18 protein-coding genes and 1 riboswitch are annotated in these 25715 nt (G+C 57.3%); of the genes, 6 read left to right on the top strand and 12 right to left on the bottom strand.

The window, feature by feature from the left end:
- Positions 1 to 10: 10 nt before the first annotated feature.
- The 4 genes from carB to NR195_RS16810 all read left to right on the top strand — a co-directional run bounded on the left by carB (position 11) and on the right by NR195_RS16810 (position 7323).
- A complete protein-coding gene (carB, locus tag NR195_RS16825; protein ID WP_010253739.1) occupies positions 11 to 3238 on the top strand; it encodes a carbamoyl-phosphate synthase large subunit in 3228 nt (1075 codons plus the stop codon).
- 254 nt (positions 3239 to 3492) lie between these two features.
- On the top strand, positions 3493 to 4632 hold the full coding sequence (locus tag NR195_RS16820) for a porin (RefSeq protein ID WP_010253747.1): 1140 nt from the start codon (positions 3493 to 3495) through the stop codon (positions 4630 to 4632).
- Positions 4633 to 4866: 234 nt separating this feature from the next.
- Positions 4867 to 5349 carry a type 3 dihydrofolate reductase gene (folA, locus tag NR195_RS16815; RefSeq protein WP_256844732.1) on the top strand — a complete coding sequence of 161 codons (483 nt, stop codon included), beginning with the start codon at positions 4867 to 4869 and terminating at the stop codon, positions 5347 to 5349.
- A 90-nt stretch (positions 5350 to 5439) separates the two neighbouring features.
- Positions 5440 to 7323: a PhoX family phosphatase gene (locus NR195_RS16810; protein WP_010253756.1), complete on the top strand. Its 1884-nt coding sequence runs from the start codon at positions 5440 to 5442 to the stop codon at positions 7321 to 7323.
- Between the two features lie 33 nt (positions 7324 to 7356).
- Here NR195_RS16810 and apaH read toward each other — a convergent pair whose 3' ends face one another.
- The 6 genes from apaH to lptD are packed head-to-tail and all read right to left on the bottom strand — an operon-like array spanning position 7357 to position 14167.
- Positions 7357 to 8214 carry a bis(5'-nucleosyl)-tetraphosphatase (symmetrical) ApaH gene (gene apaH, locus NR195_RS16805; protein WP_010253765.1) on the bottom strand — a complete coding sequence of 286 codons (858 nt, stop codon included), beginning with the start codon at positions 8212 to 8214 and terminating at the stop codon, positions 7357 to 7359.
- A 53-nt stretch (positions 8215 to 8267) separates the two neighbouring features.
- Positions 8268 to 8645: a Co2+/Mg2+ efflux protein ApaG gene (gene apaG / locus NR195_RS16800; RefSeq protein ID WP_003854807.1), complete on the bottom strand. Its 378-nt coding sequence runs from the start codon at positions 8643 to 8645 to the stop codon at positions 8268 to 8270.
- 3 nt (positions 8646 to 8648) lie between these two features.
- Positions 8649 to 9470 (bottom strand): 16S rRNA (adenine(1518)-N(6)/adenine(1519)-N(6))-dimethyltransferase RsmA, encoded by an 822-nt coding sequence (gene rsmA, locus NR195_RS16795; RefSeq protein WP_003854805.1) that lies wholly within the window; start codon positions 9468 to 9470, stop codon positions 8649 to 8651.
- On the bottom strand, positions 9463 to 10455 hold the full coding sequence (gene pdxA, locus NR195_RS16790) for a 4-hydroxythreonine-4-phosphate dehydrogenase PdxA (RefSeq protein WP_010671813.1): 993 nt from the start codon (positions 10453 to 10455) through the stop codon (positions 9463 to 9465). The genes rsmA and pdxA overlap by 8 nt, the downstream gene beginning before the upstream one ends.
- On the bottom strand, positions 10445 to 11740 hold the full coding sequence (gene surA, locus NR195_RS16785) for a peptidylprolyl isomerase SurA (protein WP_256844731.1): 1296 nt from the start codon (positions 11738 to 11740) through the stop codon (positions 10445 to 10447). The genes pdxA and surA overlap by 11 nt, the downstream gene beginning before the upstream one ends.
- A gap of 54 nt (positions 11741 to 11794) precedes the next feature.
- Positions 11795 to 14167, bottom strand: coding sequence for an LPS assembly protein LptD (gene lptD / locus NR195_RS16780; protein WP_010253807.1), 2373 nt, complete (start codon positions 14165 to 14167; stop codon positions 11795 to 11797).
- A gap of 182 nt (positions 14168 to 14349) precedes the next feature.
- Between lptD and djlA the strand changes: the two genes are divergently transcribed.
- Positions 14350 to 15159, top strand: a complete 810-nt coding sequence (djlA, locus tag NR195_RS16775) for a co-chaperone DjlA (RefSeq protein ID WP_089414578.1) — start codon at positions 14350 to 14352, stop codon at positions 15157 to 15159.
- A 67-nt stretch (positions 15160 to 15226) separates the two neighbouring features.
- Here the strand turns inward: djlA and rluA are convergent, their stop codons facing one another.
- The 3 genes from rluA to polB form a co-directional block, all read right to left on the bottom strand.
- Positions 15227 to 15880, bottom strand: a complete 654-nt coding sequence (gene rluA, locus NR195_RS16770; protein WP_010253813.1) for a bifunctional tRNA pseudouridine(32) synthase/23S rRNA pseudouridine(746) synthase RluA — start codon at positions 15878 to 15880, stop codon at positions 15227 to 15229.
- A gap of 39 nt (positions 15881 to 15919) precedes the next feature.
- Positions 15920 to 18826, bottom strand: a complete 2907-nt coding sequence (rapA, locus tag NR195_RS16765) for an RNA polymerase-associated protein RapA (protein ID WP_256844730.1) — start codon at positions 18824 to 18826, stop codon at positions 15920 to 15922.
- A 152-nt stretch (positions 18827 to 18978) separates the two neighbouring features.
- Positions 18979 to 21339 (bottom strand): DNA polymerase II, encoded by a 2361-nt coding sequence (polB, locus tag NR195_RS16760; RefSeq protein ID WP_095522737.1) that lies wholly within the window; start codon positions 21337 to 21339, stop codon positions 18979 to 18981.
- Between the two features lie 168 nt (positions 21340 to 21507).
- On the opposite strand from polB, the gene NR195_RS16755 reads away from it, so the two are divergent.
- A complete protein-coding gene (locus NR195_RS16755; protein ID WP_010253821.1) occupies positions 21508 to 22272 on the top strand; it encodes a DedA family protein in 765 nt (254 codons plus the stop codon).
- A 5-nt stretch (positions 22273 to 22277) separates the two neighbouring features.
- On the opposite strand, the gene thiQ is transcribed toward NR195_RS16755, so the two are convergent.
- From thiQ to thiB, 3 genes are read right to left on the bottom strand one after another with little or no spacing between them, the layout of a single operon-like run.
- The gene (gene thiQ, locus NR195_RS16750) at positions 22278 to 22979 is read right to left on the bottom strand and encodes a thiamine ABC transporter ATP-binding protein ThiQ (protein ID WP_061901764.1); all 702 of its coding nucleotides are present in this window, start codon (positions 22977 to 22979) and stop codon (positions 22278 to 22280) included.
- The gene (thiP, locus tag NR195_RS16745) at positions 22963 to 24573 is read right to left on the bottom strand and encodes a thiamine/thiamine pyrophosphate ABC transporter permease ThiP (protein WP_124889688.1); all 1611 of its coding nucleotides are present in this window, start codon (positions 24571 to 24573) and stop codon (positions 22963 to 22965) included. Before thiP ends, thiQ begins: the two co-directional genes overlap by 17 nt.
- Positions 24549 to 25535 (bottom strand): thiamine ABC transporter substrate binding subunit, encoded by a 987-nt coding sequence (thiB, locus tag NR195_RS16740; protein WP_010253828.1) that lies wholly within the window; start codon positions 25533 to 25535, stop codon positions 24549 to 24551. The genes thiP and thiB overlap by 25 nt, the downstream gene beginning before the upstream one ends.
- Positions 25536 to 25581: 46 nt before the next feature.
- A riboswitch (TPP riboswitch) is annotated at positions 25582 to 25684 on the bottom strand.
- Between the last annotated feature and the right edge of the window lie 31 nt (positions 25685 to 25715).

Raw genomic sequence — 25715 nt, 5'->3', positions numbered from 1 at the left:
GAGCTAATTCATGCCAAAACGTACAGACCTAAAATCCATCCTGATTCTTGGTGCCGGTCCGATTGTGATCGGCCAGGCCTGCGAATTTGACTATTCCGGTGCGCAGGCGTGTAAAGCGCTGCGTGAAGAGGGTTACCGCGTCATTCTGGTGAACTCCAACCCGGCGACGATCATGACCGACCCGGAAATGGCTGATGCGACTTACATTGAGCCGATTCACTGGGAAGTAGTGCGCAAAATCATCGAAAAAGAGCGCCCGGACGCGGTACTGCCGACCATGGGCGGTCAGACAGCGCTGAACTGTGCGCTGGAGCTGGAACGTCATGGCGTGCTGGAAGAGTTTGGCGTCACCATGATCGGCGCAACGGCTGATGCGATCGACAAAGCAGAAGATCGTCGTCGTTTCGACGTGGCGATGAAAAGCATCGGTCTGGATACCGCGCGCTCCGGCATTGCGCACACCATGGAAGAAGCGCTGGCCGTGGCTGAAGATGTCGGTTTCCCCTGCATTATCCGTCCCTCATTTACTATGGGCGGAACCGGTGGCGGCATCGCCTACAACCGCGAAGAGTTTGAAGAGATTTGCGAACGCGGTCTCGACCTCTCACCGACCAATGAGCTGCTGATTGATGAGTCGCTGATTGGCTGGAAAGAGTATGAGATGGAAGTGGTGCGCGATAAAAACGACAACTGCATCATCGTCTGCTCAATTGAAAACTTCGATGCGATGGGGATCCACACCGGTGACTCCATCACGGTGGCACCTGCCCAGACGCTGACCGACAAAGAGTATCAGATCATGCGTAACGCCTCGCTGGCGGTACTGCGTGAGATCGGTGTTGAAACCGGTGGCTCCAACGTGCAGTTCTCGGTTAACCCGAAAGATGGCCGCCTGATTGTCATTGAGATGAACCCGCGCGTGTCACGCTCCTCGGCGCTGGCCTCCAAAGCGACCGGTTTCCCGATTGCTAAAGTGGCGGCCAAACTGGCGGTCGGCTATACCCTCGACGAGCTGATGAATGATATCACCGGCGGTTTAACGCCAGCCTCGTTCGAGCCTTCCATCGACTACGTTGTCACCAAGATCCCGCGTTTCAACTTCGAAAAATTTGCCGGTGCCAACGATCGCCTGACCACGCAGATGAAGTCGGTCGGGGAAGTGATGGCAATTGGTCGTACTTTCCAGGAATCCATGCAGAAAGCGCTGCGCGGCCTGGAAGTAGGCGCTAACGGCTTCGACCCGAAAGTCCACCTCGACGACCCGGAAGCATTAACCCGCATCCGCCGTGAGCTGAAAGATGCCGGTTCAGACCGCATCTGGTACATCGCGGACGCCTTCCGTGCCGGCATGTCAGTGGATGGCGTGTTCAACCTGACCAATATTGACCGCTGGTTCCTGGTGCAGATCGAAGAGCTGGTGCGGCTGGAAGAGCAGGTTGCCCGTGAAGGGGTTAATAGCCTGGATGAGACGTTCCTGCGCGCCCTGAAGCGTAAAGGCTTTGCTGATGCACGGCTGGCGACACTGGCGGGCGTGGCGGAGAGCGAAATCCGCAAGCTGCGTCAGCAGTTTAACCTGCACCCGGTTTATAAGCGCGTGGATACCTGCGCCGCAGAGTTCGCGACAGACACCGCCTATATGTACTCCACCTATGAGGAGGAGTGCGAAGCCAATCCAAGTCCGGATCGCGAAAAAATCATGATTCTGGGCGGTGGGCCAAACCGTATCGGTCAGGGTATCGAATTCGACTATTGCTGCGTTCACGCCGCCCTGGCGCTGCGTGAAGATGGTTACCAGACCATTATGGTCAACTGTAACCCGGAAACAGTCTCGACCGATTACGACACCTCTGATCGCCTCTACTTCGAGCCGGTCACGCTGGAAGATGTGCTGGAGATTGTGCGCATTGAGCAGCCAAAAGGTGTGATTGTGCAGTATGGCGGTCAGACTCCGCTGAAACTGGCGCGTGCGCTGGAAGCCGCAGGCGTACCGGTCATCGGCACCAGCCCGGATTCCATCGACCGTGCTGAAGACCGTGAACGTTTCCAGCAGGCGGTTGATCGCCTGAACCTGAAGCAACCCGCCAACGCCACGGTGGCGACACTGGAGCAGGCGGTTGAGAAAGCCGCGGGTCTGGGTTATCCGCTGGTGGTGCGTCCTTCTTATGTGCTGGGTGGCCGTGCCATGGAGATCGTCTACGACGAGATCGACCTCAAGCGCTACTTCCAGACGGCGGTCTCGGTTTCCAACGATGCACCGGTGCTGCTGGATCGCTTCCTGGATGATGCGGTCGAAGTGGATGTTGATGCGATTTGCGACGGTGAGCGGGTGCTGATTGGCGGCATCATGGAACACATCGAGCAGGCTGGCGTCCACTCCGGTGACTCCGCCTGTTCACTGCCGGCCTACACCCTGAGTCAGGAGATTCAGAATGTGATGCGCCAGCAGGTTGAGAAGCTGGCGTTTGAGCTGAACGTTCGTGGCCTGATGAACGTCCAGTTCGCGGTGAAAGACAACGAAGTCTACCTGATCGAAGTTAACCCTCGCGCGGCGCGTACCGTGCCGTTCGTCTCTAAAGCGACCGGTGTCCCGCTGGCGAAAGTTGCCGCGCGCGTGATGGCAGGCAAAACGCTGGCAGAGCAGGGCGTCACTGAAGAGGTGATTCCGCCTTACTACTCTGTCAAAGAAGTGGTGCTGCCGTTTAACAAGTTCCAGGGCGTTGACCCGATTCTGGGGCCAGAAATGCGCTCTACCGGTGAAGTCATGGGCGTGGGCCGCACCTTCGCTGAGGCGTTTTCTAAAGCGATGCTGGGCGCACAGAGCAACATGAAGAAGTCGGGCCGTGCGCTGCTGTCGGTGCGTGAAGGCGACAAGAAACGTATTGTCGACCTGGCCGCTAAGCTGCAGAAGTTTGGTTTCGAACTGGATGCGACTCACGGCACGGCGGTTGTGCTGGGCGAAGCGGGCATCAATCCGCGCCTGGTGAACAAGGTGCACGAAGGGCGTCCGCACATTCAGGACCGTCTGAAGAACGGCGAGTATAGCTACATCGTTAATACCACGGCGGGTCGTCAGGCGATTGAAGATTCGAAACTGATTCGCCGCAGTGCTCTGCAGTATAAAGTGCACTACGACACCACGCTGAACGGCGGCTTCGCCACCGCGATGGCGCTGAATGCTGACCCGACGGAACAGGTTATCTCCGTTCAGGAGATGCATGCCCAGATCAAGGCGATGTAAGTCGATGTAATGTGAAAAACGGCTCCTGCGGGAGCCGTTTTTTTTTGACCATCTTATTGGCGATAATCCGAAAACAGGGTCCATAAAAAGCAAAGAGTTTGCGTTAAAGTGACTGATTTGGCTTAATTTTTTAGCTATAGGTGCGAATAAGGCCGGTTCGCACAAATTTATAATATAAACACTTCCTGTGCGGATTTTTCGTCAGTACTATGCCTGCCGCTCATCACTGGAGCGTATCAGGACATAAATAAAAAATGAAAATGCGTACTTTTTCTCTGAGTGCAGTGGCTGCACTGATGGCAATTCTTCCTTTCGCCAGCCAGGCGGAAATTACCCTGTTAAAACAGGATCCGCAGGCAGGCGATCCGCTTAGCCGTCTTAACTTTACTTTTGGCGGCAGCATTCGTGCTCAGTTCAATCATCAGACCGGCGTGGATGACAAATCCTACAAGCGCGACGGTTTTGACGGCGGCACCCGTTTCCGTTTCGGCGCTGACTACTACCTGTTTGATGACGTCAGCTGGATCAGCTACTACGAGCTGGGCGTTAACGTCCCGGCGGTCTTCAGCTGGGATCGTCACTATGCGGACGGTGCCAATAACACCACGCGTCGTCAGCTCTACACCGGTCTGAAAAGCAAAACCTGGGGCCAGCTTACCTTTGGTCAGCAGAACAGCGTCTATTACGATACCGTGGGCGCCAAGACCGATATCTGGGATTACGACATGGTCGGCCAGGCTCCGGGTAACGGGATCAATGGCGACTACGACGGATCTTACCGCTCACGCAAACAGCTGAAGTATAAAAACAGCTTCGGCGATGCGGATCTTTACGCCTCTTATCTGTTCGAAGATAACGAGTATCTGCCAGGCAACGGCCTGCGCTATAAGCGCAAAGGCGGCGGCTCGCTGGGTGTGGACTACCACATCACGGACGATCTGAGCTGGGGCACGGCGTGGAACTACACCCGCGCGGCGATGCGTAACCCGAACAACGGCGACAGCCGCGATTACGATCAGAACATTTACGGCACCGCGCTGAGCTGGACCCCAGGTAACTGGACGTTGTCAGCCGGCGGTGGCTGGTATGAGAACTTCATGACCACCAAACGCAAAGATGTGCATGACTACTTTGCCGGCGACGCGTGGGGCATTGAATATTTCGCCGGTTACAAGATTCCGGTGGGGCAGTATGGTCTGAAAGCGGTACAGCCGTATGTCATGGGCGATCGCATTGAGTATGCGACAGGCCGTGATTATCAGCGCATCGACAACGGTCTGGGTGTGGTGCTGTTCCTCGACTACGGTTTCCGTGTCGATTACGAACATGTGTTTACCTCCAGCACCGATAACCTGGGTGATATGAATCTGGTGCGTCTGCGCTACGACTTCTGATAACCCTGACGGCTCCTCCGGGAGCCGTTTTCTTTTGCGCACGACTTTTGTGCCAGCCTGAGGCCGATCGCTGGCGAGCTGCGGCAAACTGACGCGATTAGGCGGTGAAAAACGCTGCGCAGGCCGTGAAAAACGACGTCATGAAAAGCTTTACGCAATTAGACCTTTCCCCCTATCGACGAAAGTTTCACCTTTACGTATCATGGCGCCAATTTTTTTCAGTGAGTGGTTAACATGATTAGTCTTATCGCGGCATTAGCAGCAGATCGCATTATTGGAATGGAGAACGCCATGCCGTGGGACCTGCCTGCAGATCTGGCGTGGTTCAAGCGCCATACGCTGAAGAAACCGGTGATTATGGGCCGACTGACCTTTGAATCTATTGGCCGTCCGTTACCTGGCCGACTGAATATCGTGGTCAGCAGCCAGCCGGGCACCACCCAAGGCGTTACCTGGGTCACTTCGCTGGATGAGGCGTTACAGGCAGCCGGTGACGCTGAAGAGATCATGGTGATTGGCGGTGGCCGCGTCTATGAGCAGATGCTGAAGCGTGCCGATCGTCTCTATCTGACGCACATTGATGCGGAAGTCGAAGGTGATACGCAGTTTCCGGATTACGAGCCGGATGAGTGGCAGTCAACGTTCAGCGAATTCCACGACGCTGACGAGCAAAATTCCCACAGCTACTGCTTTGAGATCCTTGACCGTCGTCGCTAATCCCACCCCTGCCGGGCTGTAACCTGGCTGTCATCTTTATTCATTAGCATTGCTTCTTTTCTGGGATCGACACAAAGGAAGCAATCACTAATGAAAATCGAACTCTCCGCATTAAGCACTGACCGCCTGCCTGATCCACTGCGTCGTAAATTCCTTGCCGGTTCCGGTGCTATCGGCCTGACCGGCTTTCTCAGCGGCGGCCTGACGCTCTCGGGCAGTGCACTGGCGCAGGAGAAGCCTGCGGGCAGCCCACTGCTGGGCTTTCAGGCGATTGCCGCGTCCACGGCCGATGAGATTGTGGTAGCCCCTGGCTATCGCGCCGACGTGTTGATCTCCTGGGGTGATCCGCTGGTGAATGGCGCAGCCGCGTTTGATCCGCAGGGCAACAACAGCGCCGAAGACCAGGAAAAGCAGTTCGGTGACAACAACGACGGTATGAGCTTCTTCGCGATTAATGACCATCGCGGCGTGATGGCGATTAACAATGAATATGTGAATGAGCCGACGCTGTTCGCCCACGGCGGCAGTAAAGCGACCAGCCTGGAAGATGTCAAAAAGTCGCAGGCGGCGCACGGTATCTCCATCGTTGAAGTCAAACGGGGTGAGGACAATCGCTGGCAGGTGGTACGTCCTTCTGACTATAACCGCCGCATTACCGCCAATACCCCGATGCGCTTCTCCGGTCCGGCAGCGGGGGATAAAGCGCTGCAGACTGCCGCCGATCCGCAGGGAATGCATGTCCTGGGCACCTTTGGTAACTGCGCCAACGGCAAAACGCCGTGGGGCACCTATCTCACCTGTGAAGAGAACTACGACACCTACTTTGGCACCCATCAGGCGGACTTTACGCCGACCCCACAGCAGAAGCGCTATACCCTGAATGCCGCTGAGCCGGAGCGCAACTGGGCCGACTTTGATCCCCGCTTCGATATCGCTAAGAATCCCAACGAATTCAACCGTCACGGCTGGATTGTCGAAATCGATCCTTTCGATCCTCACTCCGTGCCGGTAAAGCGGACCGCGCTGGGCCGCTTCAAGCACGAGAATGCCGCCGTGACGGTCGCGAAAACCGGCCAGCTGGTGGTTTATATGGGCGACGACGAGCGCGGCGAATATATCTATAAATTTGTCTCAGATGACAAGGTCACTCCGGATGATGCTAAAGCCAATCACGGACTGCTTGATAAGGGCACGCTCTATGTGGCGCAGTTCAACGGCGATGCGCAGGGCACACCGCTTAAAGGCACCGGGCGCTGGCTGGCGCTGAAGTGGGGCGAAAATGGACTCACCGCTGAAAAGGGATTCAATAGCCAGGCAGATGTTTTGATCAATGCGCGTGCCGCGGCAGATGTGGTCAACGCAACGCGAATGGACCGGCCGGAGTGGATTGCGGTTAACCCGCATGACGGCCGTGCCTACTGCACTCTGACCAACAACAACAAGCGCGGAAATGAAGGCATGCCGGTCAATGCAGCGAATCCGCGGCCAAAAAATATCTACGGTCAGATTATTCGCTGGGATGAGAAGGGCGATGCTACCGCGCAGACGTTTGAGTGGGATATCTATGCGCTGTGTGGCAACCCGATAGCACATCCTGAGGGGATCTATCGCGGCACACCGAACATCACCGCTGAGAATACCTTTAACAGTCCGGATGGGCTGGGGTTTGATGCGCAGGGGCGGTTATGGATCCTGACCGATGGCAAATACAGCAACAAAGAGGATTATCAGGGGCAGGGGAATAATCAGATGCTGGTGGGTGATCCTGATAGTGGCGAGATCCGCCGGTTTATGGTCGGTCCAAAATCGTGCGAGCTGACCGGTATTACCTTCACGCCCGATTACAAAACGCTGTTCGTGAATGTGCAGCATCCCGGCGAAGAGGGTGACTCGCACTTCCCAGACAACAGTCCGCGTCCGCGGTCGTCGGTGATTATGATCACCCGTGAAGATGGCGGAATTATCGGCGCATAAAACAGGATGCTGGCCTGATGGCCAGCATCGCCGTTATAGCGTGGGCGGTGCCAGACTGTCGCTGGAGGCCAGGGCTTTTTCGCGATTAGAAGGTTGCACCACATAGCGTTGTGTCTCCCAGTGCAGCAGGGTCAGCGTTCCGCCCCAGCAGCAGCCGGTATCCAGCCCGATAATGCCCTCTGGCGTGCCTTTGCCTTCCAGCGAGGCCCAGTGACCAAAGACGATGGTGTAGTCACGTGCGACCGGCCCCTCAATGTTAAACCAGGGTTTCAGCGGCGGAAGCGCCGATTCCGGGGCATCTTTGCAGATCATGTCCAGCTGGCCGTTGGGGAAGCAGTAGCGCATGCGGGTGAGGGCGTTGGTGCTGAAGCGCAGACGCGCCAGGCCGGTCAGATCCTCACTCCAGTTGTTCGGCATGTCGCCATACATGGCATCCAGGAACAGCGGATAACTGTCGCTGGCGAGAACCGCTTCGACTTCACGCGCGCACTTTTTCGCGGTCTCAATATCCCATTGCGGCGTGATACCGGCGTGTCCCATCACCAGCTTTTTCTCTTCATCAACCTGTAACAGCGGCTGACGACGCAGCCAGTTGATCAGCTCATCCGCATCATCCGCTTCCAGCAACGGGGTCAGGCGATCTTTAGGCTTGTTACGGCTGATGCCGGCGTAGACCGCCAGCAGATGCAAATCGTGATTGCCCAGCACCAGACGCACCGCATCGCCCAGCGATTTTACGTAGCGTAATACTTCCAGTGAGCCAGGACCGCGCGCCACTAAGTCGCCGGTCAGCCACAGGGTATCCTGCTCAGGATTGAAGTCGACCTGTTGCAGCAATGCACGTAATTCATCGTAGCAACCGTGAACGTCGCCAATCAGGTATGTGCTCATAACGTTTTATCCATCAGGAAGGTGCCCGACTTAACGGGCAAAAAGCGTGTGAATCAATGAATGTGGGTCTGAATGGCGAGGCGGAACACCGGGATCTCTACGTGAAAGGTGTCGCCCTGTTCGTCGACCATCACATAGTGCCCCTGCATGGTGCCCATCGGTGTTTCGATCACGGCACCGCTGGTGTACTGAAATTCATTGCCTGGCGCGATAAGCGGCTGTTCACCGACCACGCCTTCACCCTGAACTTCCGTTTCGCGGCCGTTACCGTTGGTAATCAACCAGTAGCGTCCCAGCAGTTGCACTGAGGAACGGCCCAGATTGCGTATCGTAATGGTATAGGCGAAGACGTAGCGATCATCATCCGGTGAGGATTGTGAGGCGACGTACTGGCTTTGCACATGGACGGAGACGCGGGCCGTTTCACTCATGACTTACTCCTGCGATTTTCCCTGATGATTCGCCAGCCAGTTCGCCAGCTGACAATATTGCGCCACCGAGACGTTCTCGGCACGCAGGGTTGGATCTATGGATAACTCTTCCAGCGCACCGGCGGCCACCATGTGGCTCAGGCTGTTGCGCAGCGTTTTACGACGCTGGCCGAACGCTTCAGTGGTAATACGGCTCAGGATACGCACATCGCTGACCGGATACGGCGGCTCGGCATACGGCACCAGACGCACCACGGCAGAGTCCACTTTCGGTGGTGGCGTGAAAGAGTGCGGAGGCACTTCCAGCACCGGAATGATCTGGCAGTAGTACTGCGCCATCACCGTCAGACGACCATAAGTCTTGTTACCCGGACCGGCAACCAGACGATTAACCACCTCTTTCTGCAGCATGAAGTGCATATCTTTGATCGAACCAGTATAGCTGAAAAGGTGGAACATCAGCGGGGTCGAAATATTGTACGGCAGGTTACCAAATACCCGCAGCGGCTGGCCTCTCTCCTGCGCCAGCGCGGCGAAGTCGAATGTCATGGCATCCTGCTGGAAGATAGTCAGTTTCGGGCCAAGGAACGGATGCGTTTCCAGACGCGCAGCGAGATCGCGGTCCAGCTCTATCACCGTTAATTTATCGAGGCGTTCGCCTACTGGCTCGGTTAAGGCACCCAGGCCTGGGCCGATCTCCACCAGCGCTTCGTCGCGCTGAGGATGGATGGCAGAGACAATGCTGTCGATAATGTACTGATCGTTCAGGAAGTTCTGCCCGAAACGTTTACGGGCGTAGTGCCCCTGATGGACGCGATTATTCATTACTGCTCTTGATCATAGTGATGGCGAGGTTAAGCGCCGTGATGAAGCTGCCCGGCTCAGCCTGACCCAGGCCAGCGAGTTCAAGCGCGGTGCCGTGGTCAACTGAAGTCCGGATAAAGGGCAGGCCCAGGGTGATATTTACCGCCCGGCCAAACCCCTGAAATTTGAGTACCGGCAGGCCCTGGTCGTGATACATCGCCAGCACCGCATCGGCGTATTGCAGATATTTGGGCTGGAAAAGGGTATCCGCAGGCAGCGGGCCGGTCAGATTAATGCCCTGCTGACGCAGTTCATTGAGTGCCGGCGTGATGGTCTCGATCTCTTCCCGACCCATGTGACCACTTTCGCCGGCATGAGGGTTAAGACCACAGACGTAAATATGCGGCTCGGCAATCGCAAACTTCTGCTGCAGATCACGATGCAGAATCGTAATCACTTCATGCAGACATTCACGGGTTACCGCAGCGGGCACATCTTTCAGCGGCAGATGGGTGGTGGCCAGTGCGACTCGTAGCTCTTCTGTCGCCAGCATCATGACCACCCGATGGCCGCCTGCGCGATCGGCGAAGAATTCGGTATGGCCGGTAAAGGCGATGCCGGCATCGTTAATCACGCCTTTATGCACCGGGCCGGTAATCAGGGCAGCGAATTCACCGTCGAGACAACCGTCGCAGGCGCGCGTCAGCGTGGCCAGCACATAGTCGCTGTTGGCGACGCAAAGCTCGCCGGGTGTGACCGGCGCTGCCGTTTCAATTGGCAGGATAGTCAGTGTACCCGCCTGCTGTGGCTCGGCTGCCACACCAGGCTGGTAGGGCCGCAGGGTCAGCGGCAGACCGAGTTGCGCCGCACGCTGCTGCAACAGGGCAGGCGAGGCGCAGACCACCAGTTCAACCGGCCACGACTGCTGGGCCAGCTGAACGGTAAGATCGGGACCAATCCCGGCAGGTTCGCCGGGCGTGATCACCACACGGGCATTACTGCGCATTGCCATCCAGAATCTTCACGTAGGCACTGGCACGTTGTTCCTGCATCCAGGTCTGCGCTTCTTCCGCGAACTTACGGTTAAACAGCATACGGTAAGCACGCTCTTTCTGGGCCGCATCGGTTTTATCCACCTGACGGATATCCAGCAACTGAATCAGATGCCAGCCGAAAGAGGAGTGAACCGGCTGGCTGGTCTGGCCTTTCTGCAGGCGCAGCAGCGCGTCACGGAACGCCGGGTCAAAGACTTCCGGAGAGGTCCAGCCGAGGTCGCCGCCCTGGTTCGCCGAACCCGGATCGTCAGAATACTGTTTAGCCGCCGCCGCAAAGGTGGTTTTGCCACTGCGGATATCGTTAGCAATCTGCTCCAGCTGTGCGCGTGCCTGATCGTCTGTCAGGATCGGCGATGGCTTCAGCAGAATGTGACGCGAATGGACTTCGGTGACCGAGACATTTTTGCTCTCGCCACGCAGGTCGTTCACTTTCAGGATGTGGAAGCCCACACCAGAGCGCACCGGCCCGACGATATCGCCTTTTTTGGCGCTTGAGAGTGCCTGAGCAAACAGGGTCGGTAACTCTTCGATTTTACCCCAGCCCATGTTGCCGCCTTTCAGCGCCTGGGAGTCGGCAGAGTAGGTCACGGCCATCTTGCCAAAGTCAGCGCCATTTTTCAGTTCGCCAACCAGCTGTTTCGCCAGCGTTTCCTGCTCATCGACCTGCTGTTGCGTCGGGTTTTCCGGCAGCGGCAGCAGAATATGACTGACGTTCAGTTCAGTACCCTGGCTGTTCTGAGAGCCGATCTGGGTAGCAAGCGTATCCACTTCCTGCGGCAGAATCGTGACACGACGACGCACTTCGTTGTTGCGCACTTCGGCGATAGTCATCTCTTTGCGGATCTGAGAACGATACACGCTGTAGTTCATGCCGTCATAAGCCAGACGGCTACGCAGCTGATCAAGGCTCATCTTGTTCTGCGCAGCGATGTTCTGAATAGCCTGGTCCAGCTGCTCGTCGCTGATCTGAATTCCCGCTTTATCACCCATCTGCAGAATGATGTTGTCCATGATCTGACGTTCCAGAATCTGATGGCGCAACGTTTTATCATCCGGCAACTGCTGACCAGCCTGCTGGGCCTGAGATTTAACGGTGCTCATCATGCCATCCACGTCACTCTCAAGAACCACGCCGTTATTGACCACGGCTGCAACTTTATCAACGACTTGTGGTGCTGCGAACGCGGTGTTGGCACTGATTGCCACACCAAGAATCAGCATTCTCCAGTTCTTCATACTTTATCCATTGTTGGTTCCGCACTGCGGGATTGCCTGTCAAACATCACAACATCAGAAAGCAGGCTGGTAAGGGATAATGCCCTGACGCAGCATATCGTTGGTGCCTAAGCCATAGTTCGGACTCAGACCACGCAGCTCAATGTTGAATGAGATTTGGTTGTCATACTTACTGTCGTTGTTTTCCCAACCGTTAATTTTGCGTTCATAACCGACCCGGATAGCGTAACAGCATGAGCTGTATTGCAGGCCAACCAGTTGTGAAGCCGGACGCGTGTTGCGGGTATCGTAGTAGTAAGCGCCTACCACAGACCATGCATCGGCAATCGGCCAGCTGGCCGTGGTACCTACCTGTGAAATCCCATTTTTGTAGATAGGATTTGTGACCAGGCTGCTATCGTTCAGCGCGGTCGCAACATACTCCGGGCTGCTGTAACGGTAGCTCAGCTGCACCATGCGGTCGGCATCACGACGGTATTCCAGTACGGTATTGCCCTGGGAGACGTTGTCGAGTTTGGTGTCATATTGCAGCCCACCACGGACGCCCCAGCGATCGCTGATTTTCCAGTATGTATCGCCAGCCCAGATCAGGCTGCCGGTATCATCTTCTTTACTGGTTTGATTCACACCAGTACGAGAAGGGGTAAACGAGTAGATTTGACCTACAGAAACGTTAAAACGTTCAACCAGATCGTTATCATAAATACGCGAGGTGACGCCGGTAGCCACTTCATTGGCGGAAGCGATGCGATCCAGGCCGCTATAAGTACGATCGCGGAACAGACCGGTGTAGTCGGTTTGCAGCAACGTTGAGTCGTACGGATAGATATTGCTCTGATTACGATACGGGATATAAAGGTACTGCACGCGCGGTTCCAGCGTCTGGGTGTAACCCACCGCCGAGTTCATATCGCGGTCAAACACCAGACGGCCATCAACTTTAAATTGCGGCAGGGTGCGGTTGACAGACTCATCCAGATCGCCACTTTTGCCGTTATTGTTCGCAAAGTTATTGTTGTAATAATCAACGTTAGTTTGCTGGTAATGGGTCGCCAGGAACTTCGCTTCGGTATCCAGGCTGGCCCAGCCGTTTGACAGCGGCAGGTTCAGCGTTGGCTCAACATGTAAACGGGTCGCTTCGGGATAGCGGCTGCTGACGTTGGTGAACTTCACCGCCTGGGCATAAACCCGGCCATCAAACGGGCCGATATCGTTCTGATAGAGATTGACGTCCAGCTGCGGCATGGCGCGGTAGACGTTATTGCTGGTGGTATCGCCGAACACCTGGAAATCTTTGGTGGAGAGCGTGGCGTCCCAGTTGGTGTCCGCATAGCCGATGCTGAATTTCTGCGTGGCGTAGTTGTCGGTCGAGCTGTAGTACTTCGAGTCGAGATCGTTGAAGTAGTACTTATCACTGACCTTGGTATAGTCCGCGCTGAAACGCCAGTTCTGGTCATAGACACCGGCATGACGCCAGTAGAACAGCCAGCGATCGGAGCTGTCATTTTCGGCAATGCCGCGCACCGCTTTGTCGTTATCGTACTGTTTGTCCGAGCCGAGGTAGTCGAATTCAACCAGACCTGCACCCAGCGTGGTCAGATAACGGAATTCGTTCTGGAACTGCATGCCGCGCTTACTCATGTAGTGCGGCGTGATGGTCGCATCGGCCTGCGGCGCGATGTTCCAGTAATAGGGCAGCATGAACTCAAAGCCGTTGTTGCTGCCATATTTTGCATTCGGGATCAGGAAACCGGAGCGGCGACGATCGCCAATCGGTAACTGCAGATAGGGGCTGTAGAACACCGGAACGGATCCGATCTTAAAGCGGGCGTTCCAGATCTCCGCCACTTCCTCTTCGCGATCCTGGATGACCTCTGAACCCACCACGCTCCAGCTGTTGGAGCCGGGCAGACAGGAGGTAAAGGTACCGTTTTCCAGAATGGTGTAGCGGTTATCGCCGCGCAGCTTCATCTGATCTGCGACGCCGCGTCCCTGACGATCTACCATCTGGTACTGACCATTCCAGACGTTGGTATCTTTGCTGTTGAGGTTTGACCAGGCTTTCGGACCTTTCAGGATGACCTGATTGTCATCGTAGTGCACATTACCCAGCGCATCGACGGTACGTACGGGCGCGGTCTGGCCTTCCTGCTGACGCTGATGAAGCTGGACTTCATCCGCCTGCATACGGCTGTTGCCCTGCTCAATATTCACATTACCGGTGAATACCGCATCGTTGGGATAGTTCCCTTTGGCGGCGTCGGAGTGAATGGTGACGGGCATCTGATTCGTATCGCCATTCACCAGCGGGCGGTTATAACTCGGCACGCCTAACATACACTGCGACATCAAATCGTCGGCAAAGGCTTGCTGGCTAATGGCTGCGCCGATCAGTGTGGCCAGCAGGGTAGGTATATGTTTTTTCATACGCGGTATCGAGAATTCCATGAAAACTGGCATCATGCCGACAATCGGGTCAGAGACTAACTTACTGCCCGGCGTTGCGCCAGTGTTAATCCTGGTCAGTCAGCGTTGCCGTTAGGCGCTGAGATAAATGACAGGTATGATAATGCAATTTTCAGCCGCAAGCATGGCGAATTGAGGAGTTTATGCGCTACTGGGGAAAAGTTGTGGGTCTGGCGGTGGGATTACTTTCCGGCGCAGGCTTTTGGGGTATTGTGATCGGTTTGATCATTGGCCATATGATTGACAAAGTACGCGGCGCGCAAGGCAAGGCTTACTTCTCAAATAATCAGACCCGACAGACGCTGTTTTTCAGCACCACCTTTCAGGTGATGGGCCATCTGACCAAGTCAAAAGGGCGCGTCACGGAAGCAGATATTCAGATTGCTTCGCTGTTAATGGAGCGGATGCAGCTGCACGGTGACTCTCGCTCGGCTGCCCAGCGCGCGTTCCGCGAAGGCAAGCAGGCGGATTATCCGTTACGCAGCAAACTGCGTGAACTGCGCAGCGCCTGTTTTGGCCGGTTTGATCTGATTCGGATGTTCCTGGAGATCCAGATTCAGGCCGCCTTTGCCGACGGTTCACTGCATCCTAATGAGCGACAGGTGCTCTATGTGATTGCCGAAGAGCTGGGCATTTCACGCGGTCAGTTCGATCAGTTCCTGCGCATGATGGAAGGTGGCCAGCAGTTTGGCGGTGGTCAGCGCAGTTCAGGCGGTTTTCAGCAGGCGCAGCGCGGGCCAACGCTGGAAGATGCCTGTAGCGTGCTGGGTGTGAAGAGCAGCGACGACGCCACCACCATCAAACGCGCCTACCGCAAACTCATGAGCGAACATCATCCTGACAAGCTGGTAGCGAAAGGGTTGCCGCCAGAGATGATGGAGATGGCGAAGCAGAAAGCCCAGGAAATCCAGGCGGCATACGATCTGATTCGCAAAGAGAAAGGCTTTAAGTAAACACCATGTTCCGTGGCCGCTTCTGCAACAGAGGAGGCCACGGTGACTGACTGGCGAGCAGTAAACCTTAAAAATCGGCGGGCTGACGAAATGTCATGGCATTACCAAATGCCGGATGGGTAATGGTCAGTGACTCCGCATGCAGCAGTAAACGGGGCGCCATCGCTTTGGCCTCCGGATGCGCATAGAAGTTATCCCCCAGAATCGGATGGCCCAGCGCCAGCATATGCACCCGCAGCTGGTGTGAGCGGCCGGTAATCGGTTTCAGCGAAACACGCGCACTGTTATCCGCACGATATTCCAGCACCTGATATTCCGTCTGCGCGGCTTTGCCGGTTTCGAAGCAGACCATCTGCTTCGGACGATTTGGCCAGTCGCAAATTAGCGGCAGATCAACCAATCCCTCTTCCTTCGCCGGATGACCCCAGATGCAGGCCACGTAAGTCTTGGAAGGCTCCCGCTCACGGAATTGTCGTTTCAGCTCGCGCTCAGCAGCCTTAGTCAGCGCCACGACCATTACGCCGCTGGTCGCCATATCCAGTCGGTGGACAGATTCGGCCTGCGGGAAATCACGCTGAACCCGCGTCATCACGCTATCTTTATGTTCGTCCAGCCGACCGGGTACCGAGAGCAGACCGCTGGGTTTGTTCACCACCATGATGTGCGCATCCTGATAAAGGATGTGCAGCCAGGGTTCACGCGGTGGATTGTAAGGTTCCATGGGGCTTTCCAAAAATAAGGGGCCATGCGGCCCCTGAGCTTACTGGTGTGTCACCACAATCAGGCGCAGTGCGTCGAGACGCCAGTTGGCCTGATCGAGACTTTCCAGCACCTGTTCACGGTTGCTTTCCAGCGCCTCGACTTCATCGTCACGGATGTTCGGGTTGACCGCTTTCAGCGCGTTGAGACGGGAGAGTTCTGCGCCCAGCTTCTCGTTCGCTTCGGCACGCGCTGCATCAATCACCGCACGCGCTTCGCTGACCACGCTCTCTTCGCCCTGGGTCAGAATCGCATGCACATCCTGCTGCACCGCATTCACCAGTTTACTGGCGGTATGACGGTTAACCGCATTCAGCTGACGGTTAAAGCTTTCGAACTCCACTTTGTCCGCCAGGTTAGTGCCTTTGGTATCCATCAGCAGACGGATTGGCGTTGGCGGCAGGAACCGGGTCAGCTGCAGATGCTTCGGTGCCTGTGCTTCAACCACATAGATCAGCTCGACCAGCAGCGTCCCCACCGGCAGCGCCTTGTTCTTCAGCAGTGACAGTGCGCTGCTGCCGGTATCGCCCGACAGAATCAGATCCAGACCGTTGCGGATCAGCGGATGTTCCCAGGTAATGAACTGGGTATCTTCGCGCGACAGCGCCTGATCGCGGTTGAAGGTGATGGTGCAGCCATCTTCCGGCAGGCCAGGGAAATCGGGCACCAGCATGTGGTCGGAAGGGGTCAGCACGATCAGGTTATCGCTGCGATCTTCCTGATTGATACCAACGATATCAAACAGGTTGAGCGCGAAGTTCACCAGGCCTGTGTCGTTATCCTGCTCGCTGATGGCATTGGCCAGTAGCTGAGCCGATTCGCCGCCGTTGGAGTTCAGCTCCAGCAGGCGATCGCGACCCTGTTCCAGCTGCAGTTTCAGCGCGTCATGCTGTTTACGGCAGTCGGTGATAAACGCATCAAAACCTTCGCTGTTTTCCGGCGCGGCCAGATAGCCGATCAGTTGCGAATGGACGCTGTCATAGATTGTCCGGCCGGTCGGGCAGGTATGTTCAAACGCGTCCAGCCCTTCGTGATACCAGCGCAGCAGCACCGCCTGTGCGGTCTGCTCCAGCCACGGCACCAGAATCTGGATGTCGTGCGCCTGGCCAATACGATCCAGACGACCGATACGCTGCTCCAGCAGGTCCGGGTTAAACGGCAGGTCGAACATCACCAGACGGCTGGCAAACTGGAAGTTACGGCCTTCAGAACCGATCTCGGAGCACAACAGCACCTGCGCGCCATTCTCTTCTGAGGCGAACCAGGCGGCAGCACGGTCACGTTCAATGATCGACAGACCTTCGTGGAACACCGCTGCACGGATACCTTCGCGTTCACGCAGTACCTGCTCCAGCTGCAGCGCGGTGGCCGCTTTGGCGCAGATCACCAGCACTTTCTCTTTGCGGTTGGTGGTGAGATAGCCCATCAGCCATTCCACGCGCGGATCGAAGTTCCACCAGGTGCCGCTGTCGCCTTCAAATTCCTGATAAATCTGCTCCGGATAGAGCAGGTCACGCGCCCGCTCTTCTACACTTTTGCGCGCGCCCATAATGCCGGAGACTTTAATCGCCGTCTGATACTGCGCAGGCAGCGGCAGGCGGATCTGGTGCAGTTCGCGTTTCGGGAAGCCTTTAACCCCGTTACGGGTGTTACGGAACAGCACGCGGCTGGTGCCGTGGCGGTCCATCAGCATGGAGATCAGCTCCTGACGCGCCTCCAGCTTGCCGTCACGGTCGCTGTTGGCGACCTGGAGCAGTGGCTCAATATCCTGCTCGCCGACCAGATCGTTGATCCGGTTCATCTCCTCCTGGGAGATCGCTTTATCGGCCAGCAGCGCGGTGACGGCATCGGCAATCGGACGGAAATGCTGCTGCTCTTCAACAAAGGCGGCAAAGTCATGGAAACGATTAGGGTCGAGCAGACGCAGACGGGCGAAGTGACTCTCCATGCCCAACTGCTCCGGCGTTGCGGTCAGCAGCAGAACCCCGGCGGTTTTCTCAGCCAGCTGTTCGATAACCTGATATTCACGGCTGGGCTCGCCTTCTGACCAGGCCAGATGGTGCGCTTCATCGACCACCAGCAGATCCCATTCGGCATCGGCCAGCATCTCAAGACGCTGCTTGTTACGGCGCACGAAGTCCAGTGAGCAGATAATCAGCTGCTCCGTCTCAAATGGGTTATCGCTGTCGTGCTGCGCTTCGGTATAGCGATCGTCATCAAACAGCGCAAAGCGCAGGTTGAAGCGGCGCAGCATCTCGACCAGCCACTGATGCTGTAAAGTTTCAGGCACCACGATCAGGACGCGATCGGCGCGGCCAGCCAGCAGCTGCTGCTGGATGATCATCCCGGCTTCAATGGTTTTACCCAGGCCAACTTCATCGGCCAGCAGGACGCGCGGCGCATGGCGACGGCCGACATCGTGGGCGATATGCAGCTGGTGAGGGATCAGGTTGGTGCGCATGCCGCGTAAGCCGCTGATTGGCAGACGATATTGCTCACTCTGGTATTTACGGGCGCGGAAGCGCAGGGCAAAACGATCCATCCGGTCGAGCTGGCCGGCAAACAGGCGATCCTGCGGCTTGCTGAACACCAGCTTGCTGTCGAGCATGACTTCGCGCAGCATCACTTCGCTCTCTTCGGTATCCAGACGGGTACCGATATAGGTCATCAGGTCATTTTCGTTGCGTACTTCATCGACGCGCATCTGCCAGCCTTCGTGGCTGGTGATGGTATCACCCGGATTAAAGATGACGCGGGTAACCGGCGAATCGTTGCGGGCGTAGAGGCGGTTTTCCCCCGTGGCCGGAAACAGCAGGGTGATCATGCGGGTATCGATCGCCACCACGGTGCCCAGTCCCAGTTCACTTTCCGTATCACTAATCCAGCGCTGACCTAATGTAAAAACCATATATTTTTTGCTCGAATTTTAACGTTTTTAGAGGTGTTCCCAAAGCTCAGGCAATAGCGTTACCGCCAGACAACAAGGCCTGGAGCGTACTTAAGAGCGGTGAGTTTCAGGAAGGGCGCTATGGTACTGGATGGCAGGACGTTCGTCACCTGTCAAAAAAGCCCCAGCTGTCCGGTAATAAGTGTAGCAAAGTCCCCCTCGACAAAAGGCAGAATCCCCTCTGCAACCGGCTGAAGTTGCTTCGTCACGTAGTGGTCATAGTCCAGCGGCGTGCTGCGCGCCTCCAGTGGCTCGGGGCCTGCGGTGGCGATGACATAACGGATCCGGCCACCATTCTGGTACTGCAAGGGCCGGTTTAATTTACGATTGTGCTCATCGGCCAGCCTGGCGGCGCGCACGTGCGGGGGCACGTTTCGTTCATATTCTTTCAGCGGACGCCGCAGCCGCTTTTTGTAGATCAGCTGATCGTCGAGTTCACCCGCCAGCAGCTGCGCCACGGTTGTACGGATATAATCCTGCCACGGCTGACGGTGGAAGATACGGTGGTAGAGTTGCTGCTGGAATGCTTTTGCCAGCGGCGTCCAGTCTGTTCGCACCGACTCCAGCCCCTTAAAGACCATGCGCTCACCGGCGGCGTCACGAATCAGTCCGGCGTAGCGTTTCTTGCTGCCCTGTTCCGCGCCGCGAATGGTGGGCATCAGAAAACGGCAGAAGTGATTTTCATACTCCAGTTCCAGTGTGCTGGTCAGCCCCTGCGTCTGCTGCAGATGGTCGCGCCACCAGGCGTTCACTTTCTGCACCAGCTGCTGACCAATCGCGGCGGCATCTTCTTCACTGTGCGCCGACTTCAGCCAGACAAAGGTGGAGTCGGTGTCGCCATAGATGACGTCGTAGCCTTCCGCCTCAATCAGCGTTCGGGTCTGCTGCATGATGGCGTGACCGCGCAGCGTAATAGAGGAGGCGAGCCGCGGATCAAAGAAGCGGCAGGCGCTGGTGCCCAGCACGCCGTAGAAGGCGTTCATGATGATTTTCAGCGCCTGGGACAGCGGCTGATTATTCTGCTTTTTCGCCGCTTCGCGACCCAGCCAGATCTGTTCAACTATCGCAGGCAGGCAGTGGGTATGCCGCGAAAAACGCGCTTCACGGAAACCTTCAATCGAATCGGCATCATCAGGATGGGCCAGCCCTTCCACCAGACCCACCGGGTCAATCAGGAAGGTGCGGATAATCGACGGGTAGAGGCTTTTGTAATCCAGCACCAGCACTGAGTCATACAGGCCGGGGCGCGAATCCATCACATAACCGCCAGGACTGGCTTCCGGGGCTACATCACCCATGTTCGGGGCGACAAACCCGGCGCGATGCATCCGCGGAATATAGAGATGACCAAAGGCCGCTACCGAACCGCCGTGGCGATCCACCGCCAGTCCATTGACCGCCGCGCGTTCCAGCAGAAACGGCATAATCGCCGTTTTGTGAAAAATGCGCGTCACCAGTTCGCAGTCTTTCAGGTTGTAGCGCGCCAGCGCCGGTTTATCGTTGGCAAAACGCCAGTTGATCTCCTCCATACGCTGCCAGGGATTATCAATCGCTTTTCCTTCTCCCAGCAGTTGCTGCGACACCGACTCCAGGCTGAATGAGGGGAAATCCCAGAACGCCGATTTCAGCGCGTCAATGCCATCGATAATCAACCGGCCACTGGCCTGAGCGAAAAATACGCCGGGTTTGAAGCCATGTTCACGCCACTCCAGCGCGGCCTGCTGGCGTCCCAGACGCAGCGGAATGCCGTAACGATCGGCATGCTTTTGCAATACCCGCAGGTCAAACTGCACGACGTTCCAGCCAATTAAGACATCCGGATCATGCTCTGCAAACCACTGGTTCAGCGCTTCAAGTAACTGCGGCCGGCTGTCGAGATAGATCAGCTCGAAATCCAGCGTGCTGGCATCACCGTTGGCCGGGCCGAGCATAAAGACCTGGCGCTGACCGCATCCCTCCAGCCCGATGCAGTAAAGCTCGCCATGCTGTGTGGTTTCAATGTCCAGCGAGACCCATTTCAGCGGCGGGCGATAGTCGGGATGGGGTTTGAGCCGTGCATTGACCACGCTGTCACCGCGCTGCTCGCCGTCAAACCAGACCGGCGCGGTAATAAAACGCTCCATCAGGTAGCGCTCCGGCGGACGGATATCGGCTTCATAGACCGGAATACCCTCTTCGCGCAGCCGTTTTTCAATGCGCTGTAGCTGGCGGTTCTGCTGGCAGTAGAGGCCAAAAACCGGGCGACGCCGAAAATCTTTCAGCGCCAGCGACTGAATCCGAAACTGACGTTCATCTTTCAGTAATTCGCTGACCTGCGCCTGAAATTCCTCAGGAATAAACGCGACGGACTCCTGCACCGGCAGCACCACGCGCTGCGCGCCCGCATCGGTCGCGAGCCAGAGGATAATTTCGGTGCCATGCGGGCTGTCGCGCCAGTGGCGGGTGAGCAGAAAACCTGCACGGGGCATATTCAGATGTTCTCCGGACTCAGCATTTCAGGATGAGAAAACCGCTTCAGTATAACATGGATATTTATACAGTTCCCGCCACCCGCTTTTGTCAACATTGTCCTACAATTCTTGCCTTGACGCTGTGTGGCTGGCTCAGGACAATCCAGCCTTCTGCTTTTACTTAGGATGATTATGGAAGCCTGGATTCAACAACTGATTACGCAGTCCCTGGAGTGGGCGCTGTTTGCCGTTGCGCTGGTGACGTTTCTGGAGTCGCTGGCGCTGGTCGGGCTGTTGCTGCCAGGTACGGTGATGATGGCCAGTCTGGGCGCGCTGGTCGGCAGTGGCGAACTTGGCCTTTATCCGGCCTGGGCGGCGGGCTTTGCGGGCTGCCTGATTGGTGACTGGGTTTCCTACGGCATCGGCTGGAAATTTCAGGGGCCGCTGCACCGCTGGAAGTATCTGCAAAAGTATAAAGGCCTGCTGGATAAAACCGAGCACGCCCTGCATCAGCACAGCATGTTTACGATTCTGGTCGGACGCTTTGTTGGCCCCACGCGTCCGCTGATCCCGCTGGCGGCCGGTATGCTGGAGCTGCCGGTGCGTAAATTCCTGCCGCCGAACATTATCGGCTGCATTCTCTGGCCGCCGCTCTATCTGCTGCCCGGTATTCTGGCGGGTGTGGCGATCGATGTGCCCAAAGCCGCGCAGGGCGGCAGCTTTAAATGGCTGTTACTCGGCGCAGCACTGCTGATCTGGCTGGGTGTGTGGTTATGCTGGCGCTGGTGGCGCAGCGGCAAGAGTCGCGACTGGGCATCGGCCTGGCTGCCGCCTGAGCGCCTGCGCTGGGCAGGGCCGCTGGGGCTGGTGATTGCCGTCGCGGCTTTCGTCGGTATTCAGTTCCATCCGATGATGCCCATTTTCCGTCATCTGCTGTGGCAGGTTTTCTTCGCCTGAATCGCTTAACGACGCGGGATGCCGAGCACGTCGGCCTCCCGCGTGTCGCCCGACAGTAACTGCCGGGTCTCGCCATCCCAGTAAACCCGGCCATCCACAATCACCACGCTGCGCGGCGCAATCTGCTGGGCATCTTCCAGACTGTGCGACACCATCAGCAGCGTGATGCTGCGCGCGTCACACACCGAACGCACCAGTTGCAGCATCTCTCCACGTAGCGCGGGATCCAGCGCAGAAAAAGGCTCATCCAGCAGCAGCACCGGCCGGTCACGCAGCAGACAGCGTGCCAGCGCCACGCGCTGTCGCTGTCCACCGGACAGCTCGCCCGGCAGCCGCGTCAGCAGATCGCCTAATCCCACCTGATCGGCCAGCGCTGCAAGCTGCTGGCGCTGCCCGGCGCTCAGCTTCAGTCCGGGGTGCAATCCCAGCGCCATGTTCTGCTGCACGCTGAGGTGCGGAAACAGGTTGTTCTCCTGAAACAGCATCGAAACCGGCCGTCTGGCCGGCACGCTGTGGGTGTGCTCCTGGCCGTCAATCATCAGGGTGCCCTGTTTCACCGGCAGGAAACCGGCAATCAGGCTCAGCAGGGTGCTTTTACCGGCCCCGCTGGGGCCGAGGATCGCGATGCGCTCGCCGCGGGTGGCGTTGAGACTAAAGCGCATCGGCAGATGCTGATAAAGGTACGTGAGGTTATTCAGTGTCAGCATGGCGGCCTGGTAATTTTTCCATCAGGGTGAACAGCAACAAACAGAGCAGCAGCAGCAGCAGCGCGGTCACTGCACCGTCAGCACCGCGATAGGCACCGATCTGTTGATAAAGGTAGAACGGCAGGGTGCGGAAATCGGCAGTACCAAACAGCGCCACCACGCCAAAATCACCGATCGACAGCACGCAGGCAAAGGCCAGCGCCTGGGCCAGCGGACGTTTCAGCGCCCGCAGTTCAATCAGCCGCAGCCGGTTCCAGCCGTGGATATCCAGCGAATCACAGAGTCTGCCGTAACGCTCCGCGACGTCACGCATCGGGTTCTCCAGCACTTTCAGCGCATAGGGAATGGCGATCAGCGCATTGGTGAAGATCACCAGCCCGTCCGCCGACGCCGGCAGACCAATGGTGGCGTTAAACAGCAGGAAAAAGCCGGTGGCGAGCACGATGCCTGGCATCGCCAGAATCAGCATGCCGCTGGTGTCAATAAGGGTTGCCGCCGCCGGGCGCTGACGCAGGCGCAGCTCGCGACTGCTCCACAGCAGCATCATGGTCAGCACCACACAGAGCAGACCGGCGCCGGTGGCGATGCGCAGTGAGGTAAACGTCGCCTGCCAGAGAGCAGGCTGCGCCAGCGCGCCGCGCAGTCCGCCGTGCAGACCATCGATGATGACCGCCGCCAGCGGGGGCAGCAGCAGGATCAGCGCCAGCAGGATCAGCAGCGCATCAACCAGCTGCGCCCCGCGCGAATCCTGCGGATCGCGCCAGCCGTTCAGCTGGCTGGTTCCGGCGGGAATGGCCTTGCTGAAGCGCTGGCTGAGCAGCACCAGCGTCACGCAGCAGCCAAGCTGGATCAGCGCCAGCAGTGCAGCGCGTCCCGGATCGTAGTCATAACTCAGCGCCTGGAAAATCGCCAGCTCGATGGTCGTCGCCTGCGGGCCGCCGCCCAGCGAGAGCACGGTGGCAAAGCTGGCGAAACAGAGCATGAAGATCAGCGCGCCGGTCGGCAGCAGCTGACGCCGCAGCCATGGCCACTCCAGCAGACGAAAATGGTGCCAGCCGCGCAGGTCGAGCTGTGCCGCCAGCTGACGCTGTTCCGCCGGAATGCTCTCCAGCGCCTGCAGCATCAGGCGGGTCGCCAGCGGCAGGTTAAAGAAGACGTGCGCCAGCAAAATGCCCGACAGACCGTAGGGAGAGAAGTGGTAATCAATCCCTGCCAGCTGGCACAGCTGCGCCAGCCAGCCGACACGACCATAGACGGTGAGCAGACCAAATACCGCCACCAGCACCGGCAGCACCAGGGTCATGGCGCACAGACGCAGCAGCAGCTGACGGCCAGGGAAACGGCGTCGATAGAGCGCGCGCGCCAGCGGTATCGCCGGCAGCAGCGACAACAGCGCGGAGAGCAGCGCCTGACCAAAAGAGAAGGCGATAACGTGATGCAGGTAATCATCCTGCAGCACGCTGCGCCAGTCATTCTCTGGCGCGGCGCTCCAGAGTGCACCGAAGGCCAGCAGCGCCACGCTGATTAACAGCAGCGTGGCGAGCGAACCGGGGATAAGCCAGCGCGGCATCAGCGGCTGACGGCGCGTTGCCACTGGCTGATCCAGCCTGAACGCTGGCTGGCAACCTCTTCCGGCGAGAACTGCAGAGCGGTGGCGGGCACAGTGAGTGCGCTAAAACCGGCAGGCAGTGGCGTGTCGATTACCGGGTACATCCAGTTACCAGTGGGAATCGTGCGCTGGAAGTCGGGTGACACCATAAACTTCATAAACTGCTGTGCCAGCGCCGGCTGCTTGCTGCTGGCTAACTGCGCGGCAACTTCAACCTGCAGATAGTGGCCCTCTGCAAACGGGGCGGCGGCATAGTTCTCTTTTTTCTCTTCGATGATGTGGTAAGCCGGTGAGGTGGTGTAGCTCAGCACCAGATCGCCTTCGCCCTTGAGGAACAGGCCATAGGCTTCACTCCAGCCTTTGGTCACCGTCACGGTTTTCTGCGCCAGCTTTTGCCACGCCTGCGGTGCCTGATCGCCATAGACTTTCTGCATCCACAACAGCAGGCCTAAGCCGGGGGTGCTGGTTCGGGGATCTTCGTAGATCACCCGCCACTTCTCCGGGCTGTCGACCAGCTCTTTCAGGCTTTTTGGCGGATTCTTCAGCCGGGTTTTGTCATAGACAAACGCGAAGTAGCCATAATCAAACGGCACGAAGGTGGTGTTGTGCCAGCCGCCGGGCAGTTTTAATGTCGATGAATCGACCTGACTTTCGGCAAACAGACCGGTTTTCTGCGCCGCCTGTACCAGATTGTTATCCAGCCCCAGTACCAGATCGGCTTTGCTGTTTTTTCCTTCCATGCGCACGCGGTTCAGCAGCGACACGCCATCTTCCAGTGTGACGAATTTCAGCTCGCAGTTGCACTGCGCCTCGAAGGCTTTTTTAACCGCCGGGCCAGGGCCCCAGTCAGCGGAGAAGGAGTCGTAGGTGTAGACCGTGAGAACCGGCTTAGCCGCCAGAACGGGGGCGGAGAGTAACAGCAGCACCGGCAGAACTTTGTTTAACACTTTGCGCTCCTTCAGGAGAATAGGGGATGAGTCGCAAAGGATCTGAGCACAGAGGCCTCCCAAATCCCTACGTCGGTATTAACCGAATCAGGTTCGACGGGTATCTCTCAGCTGCTTGCTGGTGGCAGGCGGCACCCCGTTGAGAACGTCACATTCTAGTCATTTCAGCGCCGGGGCGAA

The sequence above is a fragment of the Pantoea sp. Ft-CA_14 genome (assembly GCF_024520875.1).
Classification (GTDB): domain Bacteria; phylum Pseudomonadota; class Gammaproteobacteria; order Enterobacterales; family Enterobacteriaceae; genus Pantoea; species Pantoea agglomerans.
This window is presented reverse-complemented; position numbering and strand designations above follow the sequence as displayed.